The organism is Dyella jiangningensis, from assembly GCF_003264855.1.
Classification (GTDB): domain Bacteria; phylum Pseudomonadota; class Gammaproteobacteria; order Xanthomonadales; family Rhodanobacteraceae; genus Dyella; species Dyella jiangningensis_C.
The window spans coordinates 430,296-444,306 of record NZ_NFZS01000001.1; the positions used below are offsets into that span (position 1 = coordinate 430,296).

Here is a 14,011-nt window from a genome sequence, read left to right on the forward strand (position 1 = left end):
CGAGCCCCCTGCTGCAGGCTGTTAGCATGTCACCCATGAGCCAAGACGACTCCTTCTCCCGATCCGAGGCGCCGGAAGGCGCACCCTCCGGTTCCTCCCGCGTACGTGGTGGCGCGTCTGCACGCCGCGGCAGCGGCACCTTGGCGGTGGCGCTGCTGCTGTCGCTGGTCGCCATCGGTGGCGCAGGTTACGTGGGCTGGCGCCAGTGGCAGCAGGAGCAAGGCAATGCCGCGGGCAACGCGGTACTGCAGGGACTGCAGCAGCGGGTGGACAGCCTCGAAAACGTGGCTAAGGCCGGCGACAGCGAGCGCAACCTGCTGCGCCAGCGCCTGGGCGATGCGGACCAGGTGAATCGTTCGCTGCGCGAGGAACTGCTCAGCCAGGCCGAGCGCACGCGCAACCTCGAAGACGCCGTGGCCAAGCTGTCTGAGAAGACGCTGTCCGGCCACGACGCCATGCTGCTCGACGAAACCGAATCGCTGTTGCGCATGGCGAAGGAACGCTACGACCTGTTCCATGACGCGCAGGGCGCCGCGGCCGCGTACGCGCTCGCCGACCAGGCGTTGGCGGCGGTGAACGATGGCGCGTTCTCCGGCCTGCGCCAGAGCATCGGCGCGGAACGCGAAGCGCTGGCCAAGAGCCAGCCCGCGTCCCTCGACGCCTCGCTGACGGCACTTTCCGCGCTGCGCACCGCGGTGCTGGAACTTCCGCTCAAGCCGCTGGATACCGCCGGTACCGACACGTCGACCAGCCATTGGTCGCGCATCACCGCGGCCATCGGCAACGTGGTGAAGGTGCAGCGCACCAACGGCGCGCCGCTCTCCATGGCCGATGCACGGTTTGCGCGCGAGCTCACCGCCATCGATCTAGCGCAGGCGCAGGCCGCGCTGCTGGCGGCCGATCGCGACGCCTATGCCGCCGCCCTCAAGCGTGCGGACACGGGCATCGCCGCGCAGTTCGACACGACTGCCCCCGCCGTGCAGCAGGCACGCACCCAGCTGGCCACGCTGCAGGCGCAGCAGCCAACCGCGCCGGTACAGCTGGGCGCCGCGCTCAGCGAACTGCGCAACCTGCGCGCGGTGCATGCGCTCAAGCCGGCCACTGCCAGCGCCAACGGGACCAAGCCATGAAGCTTTGGCGCTGGATCCTGCTGCTGGTGATCGTGGCGGCGCTGGCCGCATTCGGCTGGCATTGGGTCGCCGAAGATCCCGGTTACGTGCTGGTGCAGTTGCGCGGCTGGCAGGCAGAGACCACGGTGGTCGCCGCGGTGGTCATCCTGCTTCTCGCGTGGGCCGTGCTTGGAGCCGTGTGGTTTGCCGTGCGCTGGCCGTTCGGCGCGCTCACGCGCCGCCATCGCCGGCTCAGCCGGCAGAAGATGGGCGAAGGATTGGTGGCATTGATGGAGGGCCGCCACGGCGATGCGGAGCGCGACCTGCATCGTGCCTCGCGCCTGGATACCTTGCGCGGCCCGGCGCTGCTCGCCGCGGCCGAAGCGGCATCGCGGCGCGGCGAGAACACCCGCGCGCTCACCACGCTGGACGAAGCCGGCCAGGTGGCGCCGCGCGCCGCGCGCGTATTGCGTGCGCGCGTGCTGCGTCGCGAAGGCAAGCCCACCGAGGCGGTGAACCTGCTTGCGGCCGATGCCGACAGCGGCAGCCTGACGCCGGGCGGTTGGCGCGAACTCGCACTCGCCGCGCTGGCCGCGGGCGATACCCGCCGGGCACGCATGGCGCTGGATCCCCTGCAGAAGGGCGGTGCCCTTGGCGCACGCGGTTACGCCGCACTGGAAGCGCAGGTATTGACCGCCTCGTTGCGTGGCGCGCCGGATGCCGCCGCGCTCAACGCACTGTGGACGCAGCTGCCCAAGGCACAGCGCCGCGTGCCGGCTGCGGTGGACGCCTACGCGCGCCAGGCGGCCTCGTTCGGCATGGTGCTGCCGGCGATGGACGAAGTGGAGTCGGCGCTGCGCCGCGAATGGTCGCCGCTGCTGATCGAAACCTATGGCGCGCTCGGTGCCGAAGACATCGAGGCGCGCCTGCGCCGCGCCGAATCCTGGCTGGATGCGCATCCCAACGATGCCGCCTTGCTGCTCACCCTCGGCCGCATGTGCGTGCGGTTGAGTCTCTGGGGCAAGGCCGCGCAATACCTGGAGCGCTCGCTGGCGCTGTCGCCCAGCAGCGGTGCATGGGAAGCGCTGGGCGATGTCTATGCGGGCCAGAGCGATGCGGTCATGGCGCAGCGCTGCTATCGCAACGCACTCGCGCTTGCCCGCGGCGAACCGACCACCTCGTTGCCGCAAGGCGCCCGCGGCACGCGGCTGGATACGCGGCCCATCGCGATGGAAGAGCGCAGCGAGCACGGCGTGCCGCGGTTGCCGGAGTAAGGCGCGTGGTGGCGGGGCCTCAGTTCTCGTTGTAGGAGCGCACCCAGTGCGCGATTACGGAATCACGGCTCCGTTGGTTTATCGCGCACTGGGTGCGCTCCTACAAAAAACCATGTTGCTTCAACCGACCGAAATCGCCCAGGTAATGAAACCCGCGTTGATCGCCGTGAACACCATGGCGAGCAGAAAGATCACATCCGCGATGCGTTCCAGCCGGTAGTTGCGGCTGATGTTGCGCGTGCGTAGCGCCCAGTACGACAGCAGGCACGAGGCCAGGTAGAGCAGCGAATTCACGGCGAGCATGTCGTCGGCGAGGGTGTCTTCGCGGCGGAGCGAAATCACCACGCGCAGGATGCCGATGACGGTGAGGCAGACGCCGACCATGGTGGCCGAGGCGGTGAAGATGTGGACGCAGATGTCGTCGTCCAGGCGACGGCGACGCGTGGCGGGGGCTTCCTCGTCGAGGTTGGTTGTCATGGCCGGCCCGATCGCTGGAGCTGCAGAGGCGGAACCGCCGCGCTTCCCGCGGACGTTCCGGTCGTCACCCTATGGCGCGGGCTGATCATACTCCCGGGCGCGGCGTCTTCCGCGGCCCCGGCATCACACCGGCGTCAGATTGGCGTACGCATAGACCAGCCACTTGCTGCCGGCCGAGGCGAAGTTCACCTGGATACGCATGTGCGCACCGCTGCCCTCGGCACTCACCACCACGCCCTCGCCGAAACTCGGATGGCTGACGCGCTGGCCCAGCTTGAGCGGCATGGGTTCGTCCAGCGAGATCGAGCCGCCGCTCGGGCGCGCACCGTACAACGGACGGCTCACCTGCACGCGCGGCCGCACCTCGTCGATCAGCTCCGGCGGAATCTCCGACAGGAAACGCGAAGGCCGCGCCAGCATTTCCACGCCGTGCATGCGGCGCGATTCCGCATACGTGATGAACAGTCGCTCGCGCGCACGGGTGATGCCGACATAGGCGAGGCGGCGTTCCTCTTCGAGGCGGCCCTCGTCTTCCACCGAGCGCTGGCTGGGGAACAGGCCTTCTTCCATACCCACCAGGAACACCACCGGGAATTCCAGGCCCTTGGCCGAGTGCAGTGTCATCAACTGCACGCAGTCGTCCCACGACTCGCCCTGGCCTTCGCCCGCTTCGAGCGCGGCATGCGAAAGGAACGCCGCGAGTTCGCTCAGGCCGGCCTCGACGTCGTCGGGCGTGAGCTCGAAACGGCTGGCGACATTGACCAGCTCGTCCAGGTTCTCCACCCGCGATTCGGCGTTGCCACGGCTGTCCTTCTCGTAGAAGTCGCGCAGGCCGCTGTGCGTGATGGCGTGGTCGATCTGTTCGGCCAGCGCGAGTGCGTTGCCCGTCTCCGTGCCGGCGAATGCGCGCGCCATGTCCTCGATCATCGACAGGAAGGCCTTCACCGCATTCTTCGCGCGGCCGGCCAGTTCCTTGCCGCCGCTCAACTCGCTGAGCGCGGACTCCCACATGGAACTGCCTTCGACACGCGCACGACGGCGCAGCACGTCCAGCGTGCGGTCGCCGATGCCGCGTGGCGGCGTGTTCACCGCGCGCTCGAACGCGGCGTCGTCGTGACGGTTGGACGCCAGGCGAAGATAGGCGAGCGCATCCTTGATTTCGGCGCGGTCGAAGAAGCGCTGGCCGCCGTACACGCGGAAGCGGATGTCCCGCTGCATCAGCTGTTCTTCGAAGTTGCGCGACTGCGCGTTGGAGCGATAGAGGATGGCGATGTCGCGCGCCTCGCCGTGTTCGGCGACGTACTCGCGGATGCGCTCCACCACGAAACGCGCTTCGTCCTGTTCGTTGTACGAGGCGTACAGCGCGATGCGTTCACCATCGCCGCCATCGGTCCACAGCTGCTTGCCGAGGCGGCCGCCGTTGCGCGCGATCACGCTGTTGGCGGCCTTGAGGATGGTAGCCGTGGAGCGGTAGTTCTGCTCCAGCTTGATGGTCTTGGCGCCGGGGAAATCGCGCAGGAACTGCTGCACGTTCTCCACCTTCGCGCCGCGCCAGCCGTAGATGGCCTGGTCGTCGTCGCCCACCACGAACACCTGGCCGGTGCTGCCGGCGAGCACGCGGATCCACGCGTATTGCAGCGTGTTGGTGTCCTGGAACTCATCGATCAGCAGGTAGCGCCAGCGATCACGGTAATGATCGAGGATCTGCGGATTGTTCAACCACAGCTCGTGCGCGCGCAGGAGCAGCTCGGCGAAATCCACCAGGCCCGCGCGACGGCAGGCTTCTTCATAGGCCTGGTAGATCTGCACCAGCGTGCGCGTCATCGGGTGATCGCGATGCTCGATGGTGTCTGCGCGCTTGCCTTCGTCCTTCCACTGGTTGATCTGCCAGGTAGCCTGGCGCGGCGGAAAGCGCGCTTCGTCCAGGCCCAGCCCGGTGACTACGCGCTTGACGATGCGCTGCTGGTCGTCCGCATCGAGGATCTGGAAACCTTCCGGCAGCCCGGCCTCGCGCCAATGGCGGCGCAGCAGGCGATGGGCGATGCCGTGGAAAGTGCCCACGGTAAGGCCTTGCGTTCCGCCCGGAATCAACTGGTCCAGACGCGCGCGCATCTCGCCGGCGGCCTTGTTGGTGAAGGTCACCGCAAGAATCGCCCACGGCGAGATGTGTTCCACCTGCGTGAGCCAGCCGATGCGATGCGTGAGCACGCGCGTCTTGCCGGAGCCGGCGCCGGCGAGCACGAGGTAGTTGCCAGGTGGAGCGCAGACCGCTTCGCGCTGCGCATCGTTGAGCTTGTCGATCAGGTGGGAGACATCCATCCGCCCATTGTACCGGGCCCGGCGCCAGGGAGCCTTTTCTCCTGTAGGAGCGCACCTTGCGCGAAAAGCCAACGGAGCGGTGACGCCGGTGCTCTGCGGTCGCGCACTGGGTGCGCTCCTGCAGGGGAGATGCGGTCGCTAGTAGTTGTAGCCCGGACCCAGCAGATGGAAATTCACGATGAACGCGATCGCCCCCAGGCAGGCCATCAGCAACACGACGTCACTGAGCCGCCGCCACCACGCGCCCGGTGTGCGCCAGGCACGCCAGGTCTCGATAGCGACCGGAATCGTGCCCAGCACGGCGAGCACGCCGACGATCTGCAACAGCAGCAGGCGCATGTCCAGATGCGGCGCGCCCAGCCGCGGCAGCATCAGCGCCCAGCCACCGGCAAACGCCAGATGGAAGATGGGTACGATGCGGCTGAGGCGATACCAGCGTTCGTCGCCTTCCGGCAGCGCGATCCCGATGTTCCGCCGACGCAGCAGCGCCACCACCGGCCACGACAAGGCGACAAGCGCGAAGATCGCAAGCAAGGTCATCAGCACGCCAGCCACGCGGCCTGGAGCCCACCCGCTCGCAGGCAGGAACACCTGCGCCGGCGACAGCGTATCGATCGACCACATGCGCACCTTGCCGTCGCGCACGAGTGCGGCCAGCTGGTGCCCGCTGGCATCGTCCACCCAGACATACGGCTTCACTTCACGCCAGGATTCCGCGCCGAGCTGCGGAACGCGCAGCGTGCCGTCGGCTGCCACGCCGACCCATAGCGGCTGGAACAGGTCGCGCAGGGCGAGCACATTGCTTTGCGACGTGATGCTTGAGGCATATCGACCTGCGATCTGGCCGGCATGCTGTTTCGCGGTCGGCAAGGTCGGCGATTTCAGCTGCGGCAGCGGCGGGAAATAGCGCGCATCGAAAGCATCGGCCAATGCTCGTGGCCACCCGCCATCCGGGTGGCCGTCCATGGCGATGAAGATGCCCGCGTGCTGTTCTGGAAACAGCGCGACGAGACTATGGAAGTCCGCGATGCCGCCGGCATGACCAAGGATGACCTGGCCGTCGCGATCCATGCGCGCGAACCCCAGCGCCATGCCTGGCAAACCCGGGATGGCGGCCCGCAGGTAGTCGTGCATCGCCTTCACGCTGGCCTGTTCCAGGAGCTGCGCCTCCCCGGCGCGGCCGAACTGCAGGTGCGCGATCATGAAGCGCGCCATGTCATCGCCGCTGATGGACAGCCCCTCCGCTGGGGCCGCGGTTCGCCGAGCGAACGACTGCGGTGACGCTTCGGCGCTTCGATAGCCAGGCGGGGCATCGGCTTGCACATCGGCGGGCAGCGGTTGCCGGAAGCTGGCGTGCTGCATGCCGAGCGGCATGAAGATGTGCCGCTCGACATACGTGTCGAACGGCATGCCGGAGACGCGCTGCACGATGTAGCCCGCCAGTGCGGCGCCGTAAGCGGAGTGCGCGGGCACGTCGCCTGCGGGATAGATTCGCGCCGGTATCCATCGCTTCAGCCACGCCTCGTTGCTCATCAGCGTGGCCGCATCGGCGGCGTAGCGATCGCGGAGCACGTCCTCGAACCCCGCCGTGTGCGTCATCAGATCGCGCAGGGTCACGGCCTTGCCGTCGCGCGGAGGGATCTGGAAGTCGAGGTAGCGGTTGATGTCCGCATCGAGTTCGAGCTTGTGCTGCTCCGCAAGCTGCATCACCGCCGTCCAGGTGAACAGCTCCGACACCGATGCTGCCCGGAACATCGTGCTCGCCGGATCCACCGGTTTCCTGGCCGCCACGTTCGCGTAACCGTAGCCCTTCGATGCGACGACGTTGCCGTCCTTCACCACCACGGCGACGGCGCCCGCGATGCCGCCGTTCGACATGGCCCGGGCCATCTGTTCGTCGAGCCATGGCCCGACGTCGCCGCCGGTGAGCTCGTGCGCACCGATCTGCGTGATGGTGGCGGCCTTGGGTTCAGGCAGCGGGGTGATCTGTATCTGCGCGTAGGAGTGCGATGCGGACATTGCCAGTGCGGCCGCCAGCACAAGTCGAGCGCTGCGGGCGATGGCAGGCGCGATGGCTTTCACGTGGGACTCCCTCGGCATTCCGTTCGATCGGGCGAGCGCCGAGTATGCCGCGTGGGATGTCGCTTTCGCGTTGGCGCGCCGCCAACCCGTCAGCGGTTTTTCAGCTGCGGCGCATCCTGGTCATCAAATCCGCCAACTCGCGCACGGCGGCTTCGGAGTCCGCGCGGCGCGGCGTGACGTCTGCATTGTTGAAATTGCCGGCATCGCCGATCACCTGCACCATGATGCCGTCGCTGCGCGGCACCACGCTGATGTCCTTCATGCGCAGGCCATAGGTCACTTCCGGCTGCGGCACCAGTCGCGCCGTCTGTCCGCGCACGGGAATCACCGATTCGTCGCTGAACAATGCACGCGCGCCATAACCGGTGGCATTGACGATCGTGCGCTCGGGCAGCTTCTGCAATTCGTCGGGATGGGTGAACTCGCGGATCTCGATCTTGCCGCCGGCGGCGAGGTATTCGGACATCAGCAGGTTGGCATAGCTGCTGATGTTGAACATCAACGTGGTGTAGCGGCGCACGTACGGTTCGGGAAAGGGATGCGTGCCGGGTGGCAGTTCGACGGAACGTGGCGTGAGATCGCGTACGCGGTCGGCAAACTCGCCGTACTCGGGTTCATCGTCCACTTCGCCGTGGAACGAACCGAAGGGCGCGTCGGCGAGCGAATAGCCGTCGATCCATTCTATCGGCCTGCCGGGCAGCCCCAGCAGGCTCTGGTAACGCGCGTAGGAGATGCGCGCCATCATTTCCCAGCGATCCGCCAGACCGGGCGCGTGCGCGGCGTCGCAGATGCGCGAGTCGGGCGTCCACAGGCCCGAGGCACGCATGGAAAACACATCCGGCGGCAGCGCCTTGGCATAGATGCGCACGGCCAGGCCGGACTGTTGAGCCAGCAGCGCCGTGGTCAGGCCGATCGCGCCGCAGCCGATCACGCCGAGTTCGCGCGCGCCGGTGCTTTGCACCATCTGCAGCGCCAGCGTGCCCGAGCCCCACGATAGCGACCAGCCGCTGCCGCCGTGGCCGTAGTTGTGCACGATGGTCTTGCTGCCGAGCTTCTGCATCTCGATGCGCGGGCCCGCCGCGCGAAAGGGGCGCGTGCACACGTATACGCCGGTGATGCGGTCGACGCTGGCGCGGATGGGAGCGAGTCCGGCGGCATCGGGCGGCAGGTGCGCGCCTGCCGCCTTCATCGGTTGCTGTGCACAGCCCGCGAGCCCGGCGGTCGAGGCCACGGCGAGCGTCGCGCCGGCCTGGCGCAGGAATTGGCGGCGTTCCATCGTTCTCTCTCCCGTGGGCGGTCGGCCCTTGCCATCCGGTCGCCAGCATGCGTGCTGTCGGCGGGCAAGGGCAGGGCGGACGTCAGCCTTTCTTGAGGAAACCGCCGATCGCGATGACCGCACCGATGATGATGCCCGCCACGCCTATCCATTCCGGCACGGCCTTGTCGTGCGTGGCGGTGACCTTGGCCGAGCCGATCTGCACCAGCGTATCGGTGGTCTGGTAGCTGCCGTGGCCGAACACGACCCAGGCGCCGGCGCCCAGCAGGATGATGCCGATGATGATCAACACTGCACGCATGAAACGCTCCTAAGGATCGGACGGAGGCCCGATCATAGGTGGCGCGGACGTGTGAAAAAAGTCGACGGCGGTGTGGCGAGGCACGTCCGCCGTCGGGGAGAAAGGATTTCGTTCAGCCGACGCGTGCGAACAGCGCGCCGTGGCCGGGCAAGCTAAGTACATCATTGGCCAGCGTGCCCTGGGCCAGGCCGTGGCCTTCGATCGCGGTGGTGGCGCCTATCCCAGGCAGCGGCAGGCTGACGTCCTGCGTGGACAGGTTGAATGCGACCAGCACGGTGTCGCCGCCATGCTGGCGCGTGAAGGCCAGCACCGGCTCGGGCGTGTCGATGAAGCGGATGTTGCCCCAGCGCAACGCCGGCTGCGCCTTGCGCCAGGCCATGAAGGTGCGGAAGCCGTTGAGCGCGGAGTCGTCGGCGGTTTCCTGCAGGCTCACGGCGAGCGCGCGGTGTTCCGCCGGTACCGGCAGCCACGGTTCGCCCACGCTGAAACCGGCGTTGATGCCGCCATTCCACGGCATCGGCGTGCGGCATCCGTCGCGGCCCTTGAAGGTCGGCCAGAAGGTAATGCCGTAGGGATCCTGCAGCGCTTCGAACGGTACGTCCGCTTCGGTGAGGCCGAGTTCTTCTCCCTGATACACGCACACCGAGCCGCGCAGCGAGCAGACCATGGCGCTCAGCAGGTTGGCCAGGCGCGGCGAGGCGTCACCGTTGCCCCAGCGCGTGAGCACGCGCGAGACGTCGTGGTTGGAAATGGCCCAGCAGGGCCAGCCTTCCAGCATCTGCGCTTCGAGGTTCTGCACCGTGCCGCGGATATAGGCTGCGCTGAAATCGTCGGTGAGCAGCTCGAAGCTGTAACCCATGTGCAGGCGACGGCCGCTGGTGTATTCGGCGGTGGTGGCGAGCGAATCCTCCGAGGAGATTTCGCCGATCGCCGCCACGTCGCGGTACTGGTCCATCAACGCGCGCAGGTCCTCCAGAAACGCGATGTTCTCGGGCCGCGTGTTGTTGTAGTAGTGGTACTGGAACGCGTACGGGTTGTCCGGGCTGAAACCGCGGCCCACGCGTTTGTCTTCCGGCTTGGGCGGGTTGTCGCGCAGCTGCTGGTCGTGGAAGCAGAAGTTGATCGCGTCCAGGCGCAGGCCGTCCACGCCCTTGTCCAGCCAGAACTTCACCGCGTCGAGCACCGCGCGGCGCACGTCGGGGTTATGGAAGTTGAGGTCCGGCTGCGAGGTCAGGAAGTTGTGCAGGTAGTACTGCCCGCGGCGCGGCTCCCACTGCCACGCGCAGCCGCCGAACAGCGACAGCCAGTTGTTGGGTGGCGTGCCGTCTTCGCGCGCATCGGCCCACACGTACCAGTCCGCCTTGGCGTTCGTGCGGCTCTGGCGGCTTTCCTTGAACCAGGCATGCTCGGTCGAGGTATGGCTGAGCACCTGGTCGATCATCACCTTGATGCCGAGCGCATGCGCCTTGGCGAGCAGGCGATCGAAGTCATCGTTGTTGCCGAACAGCGGATCGACTTCGCGGTAGTCGGCGATGTCGTAGCCGAAATCGGCCATCGGCGAGCGGAAGAACGGGGCGATCCAGATCGCGTCCACACCCAGGCTCGCGATGTAGTCGAGCTTGGCAATGATGCCCGGCAGGTCGCCGACGCCGTCGCCATTGGTATCCATGAAGCTGCGTGGATAGATCTGGTAGGTGACGGCTCCGCGCCACCACGGTGCTTCACTCATTCGCATGTCCCGTTCCCGCCCAATGCATTGCGCATGTCGCGAAAGACACGTGGCCTGAGCGAAGCGCGGGGGGCAGCTTAAAGGCAGAGTCGCGATGCAACGCCGTGACTGCATACGTATTCAAAAAAACGCGATATTGCGACGCAACAAGTGATGTGGATCACCCAAAAGAGTCGCGCGGCGCGAGGCGTCCCGATCTGCCGGAAGCCGCTACATGCAAGGCGAAAATGCCGATGGAGGCAAGCCGCGCGAGCGTTCCGGTCGCACATGCCGCGCGACAGCCGACCATTAGAATTTTGTCAAAGGTGCACAAAAAAACCGGGCCATGAATACGTATGCATAGGCCTGTTTCCCTTTTTTCGCAGCCCTACCATGGCCGCCACGCGACGGGGCCCTCCGAGTAGTCGGCATGCACTGGCGCGTAGCCCGCGGCGGTCTGTGGGGACTGTCGCGGCAACTACAAAACCAAATGACGTGCATACCCGTGGGAGGGGAAGACGGTGATTCTGAAACGTAATGTGCTGGCCTTGGCGCTGGCTTCCGGCCTCTGTTTCACTGCCGGCATTCATGCGGCACCGATCGATACGGACGCAAAGACCGATGGCACCGCCAACGGCAATGCCGCGCCGGCTGACCAGTCGACGCAGACTGCCACCGCGCAGCCCGGCGACAAGACCAAGCAGGAAGAGCAGCTGGCCAAGAGCCTGTCGACCATCACCGTGACTGGCTACAACCAGGGCATGGAGAAGGCGATCGACTACCAGCGCTACTCCGACACCATCACCAACGTCATCACCGCGGCCGACATCGGTGGTCTTCCCGACCAGTCGATCGCCGACGCATTGACCCGCCTGCCGGGCGTGTCCGCCGAGCGCATCGCCGGCCAGGCATCGCAGATCAACATCCGCGGCCTCTCGGGCAACTTCATCCAGACCACGCTCAACGGTCGCGAGCAGCCCTCCACCAGCGGCAGCAACTACATCCAGTTCGACCAGTACCCGTCCGAGCTGATCAACATGGCGACGGTGTACAAGTCCTCGCAGTCGTCGCTGATCACCGGCGGCGTCGGCGGCACCATCGCGATGGAGACGGCCAACCCGCTCAATGCGCCGAAGGAGCAGAACCTCAACATCGACGCGCGCGGCAGCTACAACAGCCAGGCGAACGATGTGGCGGGCGCCAACTCCACCGGCTATCGCCTGAGCGCCGCGTGGCAGGGCAAGTTCCTCGACAACACCCTGGGCGTGGGCCTGGGCGTGGCGCAGATGTACCAGCCGCACGTCGCCGAGCAGTTCGTGGGCGAAGCCTCCGACGGCAATCTCGTCACGCTGCCGAGCGGCCAGCAGGCTTACCTGACCCAGGGCCTGCAGGTGCAGCAGAACGGCGGCAACGAGCGTCGCACCGGCGAGATGGCCACCGTGGTGTGGAAGGCCACCGACGAACTGCAGTTCGGCGCCGACGCGTTCTACTCGAAGTTCAAGGACACCTCGTTCGGCTACGGTTTCCGTTCGCAGAACATGTACGGCAACCAGAACCTGGTTTCCAACGCCGTGCTCGGTCCGTACGGCACCATGACGGGCGGCACGATCACCAGCCCGGGCGCCAACAACTTCTCCAACGAGACCACCGCCGACAACTACACGACGAACACCAGCGTGTTCTCCGGTGGCCTCAACATGAAGTGGAACCACGGCCCGTGGCATGTCGACACCGACCTGTCGCTGTCGCGCGCCACCAGCAACGAGATCAACGTGGACACCACGGCTGATCCGTACAACAACCTGGGCACGCCCAATGCGACGCTGATGGCGCAGTCGACCACCTACCAGCTCAAGGGGCGCGAGGTGGGTACGGTGTCGTTCGCCAATCCGGGCATCTACACCAACCTCAACGACATGGGCCTGTCCCGTTACGGCGTGTACCCCTACATCTACCACGACAAGATGAAGGCGTTCCGCACCGACGTGAAGTACGACTTGCCGAACAACGCGTGGTTCTCGGCGGTCGAAGCCGGCGTGTACCTGAACAACCACACGTACAATGCCGATCGCGAAGTGTTTGTCTACGGCAACGAGTGGCAGGGTCCGGCGCTGACCATTCCGAGTAGCGCCGCCAGCGTGCGTTGCTGGAAGGGCAAGTTCTCCGGCATGCCGTGCTTCCTGCAGCTGGATGGCCCTGCCATTCTCGCCGCGCACGGTATCGTCGCCAACCCGGTGAAGAACATCACCGACCAGAGCTGGTCGATGATCCAGAGCGGATCGGTGGATGAGCAGACCCGTGACCTGTACTTCCAGGGCGACATCGATGCGCAGGACGTGTTCGGCCACGAACTGACGGGCAACATCGGCATCCGCTACTCGCACCAGAAGCAGTACAGCAATGGCCTGCAGCAGGTGGGTAATGGCGCCGGTGTCCCGATCACCGACGGCAACGGCAACACCAGCACCGACTACGCGCCGCTCAACGTCGGCAAGACCTATGGCGACTGGCTGCCGTCGGTGAACCTGGTCTACCACCTCACCGAAGACGACCAGATGCGCTTCTCGGCCGCCAAGGTGCTGTCGCGTCCGCCGATCAACAAGATGCTGGCGGGCTCGGGTTCGTGGGTGTCCGGAACCGGAGCGCTCGCTCAGTACAACGTGTGGGGCGGCACCAGCCCGCTGCTTGATCCGCTGCGTGCGTTCCAGTGGGATCTCGGCTACGAGCACTACTTCGACGATTCGTCGGGCGTGATCAGCGGCGGTGTGTTCTACAAGCACATCGACTCGTTCGTGCAGGACGTCACCTACAATAACTATGACTTCGCGGCCGCCGGTATTCCCGTGCCGACCAACCCGAGCACGGGCCAGCCCTACCTCAACGGCCAGTACCAGACCTCGTACAACGCCACCGGCGGCAGCGTGAAGGGCCTGGAGATGTCGCTGTCGAAGAACCACATCTTCCCGGGCATCTGGGAAGGTCTGGGCGTGCAGGCGAACTTCGCGCTGACCACCAGCAACGTGCGCAACCCGAACAACCTGGGCGGCGCGGAAGCGAACCTCAGCCTGCCGGGCCTGTCCAAGCGCGTCGCGAGTGCCGCGGTGTTCTACGACTATGGTCCGTTCTCGGCCCGCGTGTCCGGCAACTACCGTTCGAAGTTCGCCTCCGATACGCAGATGTCGGTGAACAACCAGATGGTCACCTTCGCTGCGGAAACGGTGTACGACTTCCAGGCGTCGTACGAGATCTCCAAGCAGTGGCGCGCGGTGATGCAGGTGCTGAACCTCACCAACCAGCCGACCCGTACCTACTTCGGCTCCGACCCGTCGCAGACCGGTACCATCCAGTACTTCGGCCGCACGACCTACCTCGGCGTCGAGTTCAAGCTGTAAGTCACGATCGCGCCGGCACTCCGCAAGGAGTGCCGGCGCGATGCTTTCCGGAGCCACGCGTCCGCGTGGCTCC

At 66.3% G+C, this 14,011-nt stretch carries 9 protein-coding genes; 3 read left to right on the plus strand and 6 right to left on the minus strand.

The genetic code is table 11. The features are described from left to right. Positions 1 to 35: 35 nt before the first annotated feature. A complete protein-coding gene (locus CA260_RS01850) occupies positions 36 to 1,130 on the plus strand; it encodes a uroporphyrinogen-III C-methyltransferase (RefSeq protein ID WP_111980765.1) in 1,095 nt (364 codons plus the stop codon). Beyond that, the gene (locus tag CA260_RS01855; protein WP_111980766.1) at positions 1,127 to 2,383 is read left to right on the plus strand and encodes a heme biosynthesis HemY N-terminal domain-containing protein; all 1,257 of its coding nucleotides are present in this window, start codon (positions 1,127 to 1,129) and stop codon (positions 2,381 to 2,383) included. The genes CA260_RS01850 and CA260_RS01855 overlap by 4 nt, the downstream gene beginning before the upstream one ends. Positions 2,384 to 2,503: 120 nt before the next feature. On the opposite strand, the gene CA260_RS01860 is transcribed toward CA260_RS01855, so the two are convergent. The 6 genes from CA260_RS01860 to CA260_RS01885 all read right to left on the minus strand — a co-directional run bounded on the left by CA260_RS01860 (position 2,504) and on the right by CA260_RS01885 (position 10,567). Next, positions 2,504 to 2,860 (minus strand): hypothetical protein, encoded by a 357-nt coding sequence (locus CA260_RS01860; protein ID WP_111980767.1) that lies wholly within the window; start codon positions 2,858 to 2,860, stop codon positions 2,504 to 2,506. 123 nt (positions 2,861 to 2,983) lie between these two features. After that, positions 2,984 to 5,179, minus strand: a complete 2,196-nt coding sequence (gene uvrD, locus CA260_RS01865; protein ID WP_111980768.1) for a DNA helicase II — start codon at positions 5,177 to 5,179, stop codon at positions 2,984 to 2,986. Between the two features lie 138 nt (positions 5,180 to 5,317). Further along, positions 5,318 to 7,261, minus strand: a complete 1,944-nt coding sequence (locus tag CA260_RS01870) for a serine hydrolase domain-containing protein (RefSeq protein ID WP_172461696.1) — start codon at positions 7,259 to 7,261, stop codon at positions 5,318 to 5,320. Positions 7,262 to 7,361: 100 nt separating this feature from the next. Continuing rightward, on the minus strand, positions 7,362 to 8,537 hold the full coding sequence (locus CA260_RS01875) for an FAD-dependent oxidoreductase (protein ID WP_111980770.1): 1,176 nt from the start codon (positions 8,535 to 8,537) through the stop codon (positions 7,362 to 7,364). A gap of 82 nt (positions 8,538 to 8,619) precedes the next feature. Then, complete coding sequence (locus CA260_RS01880; RefSeq protein ID WP_111980771.1) at positions 8,620 to 8,838, minus strand: hypothetical protein; 219 nt, start codon at positions 8,836 to 8,838, stop codon at positions 8,620 to 8,622. A gap of 112 nt (positions 8,839 to 8,950) precedes the next feature. After that, a complete protein-coding gene (locus CA260_RS01885; protein ID WP_111980772.1) occupies positions 8,951 to 10,567 on the minus strand; it encodes an alpha-glucosidase family protein in 1,617 nt (538 codons plus the stop codon). Positions 10,568 to 11,067: 500 nt separating this feature from the next. Between CA260_RS01885 and CA260_RS01890 the strand changes: the two genes are divergently transcribed. After that, the gene (locus tag CA260_RS01890) at positions 11,068 to 13,938 is read left to right on the plus strand and encodes a TonB-dependent receptor (RefSeq protein WP_146745270.1); all 2,871 of its coding nucleotides are present in this window, start codon (positions 11,068 to 11,070) and stop codon (positions 13,936 to 13,938) included. Positions 13,939 to 14,011 lie beyond the last annotated feature (73 nt).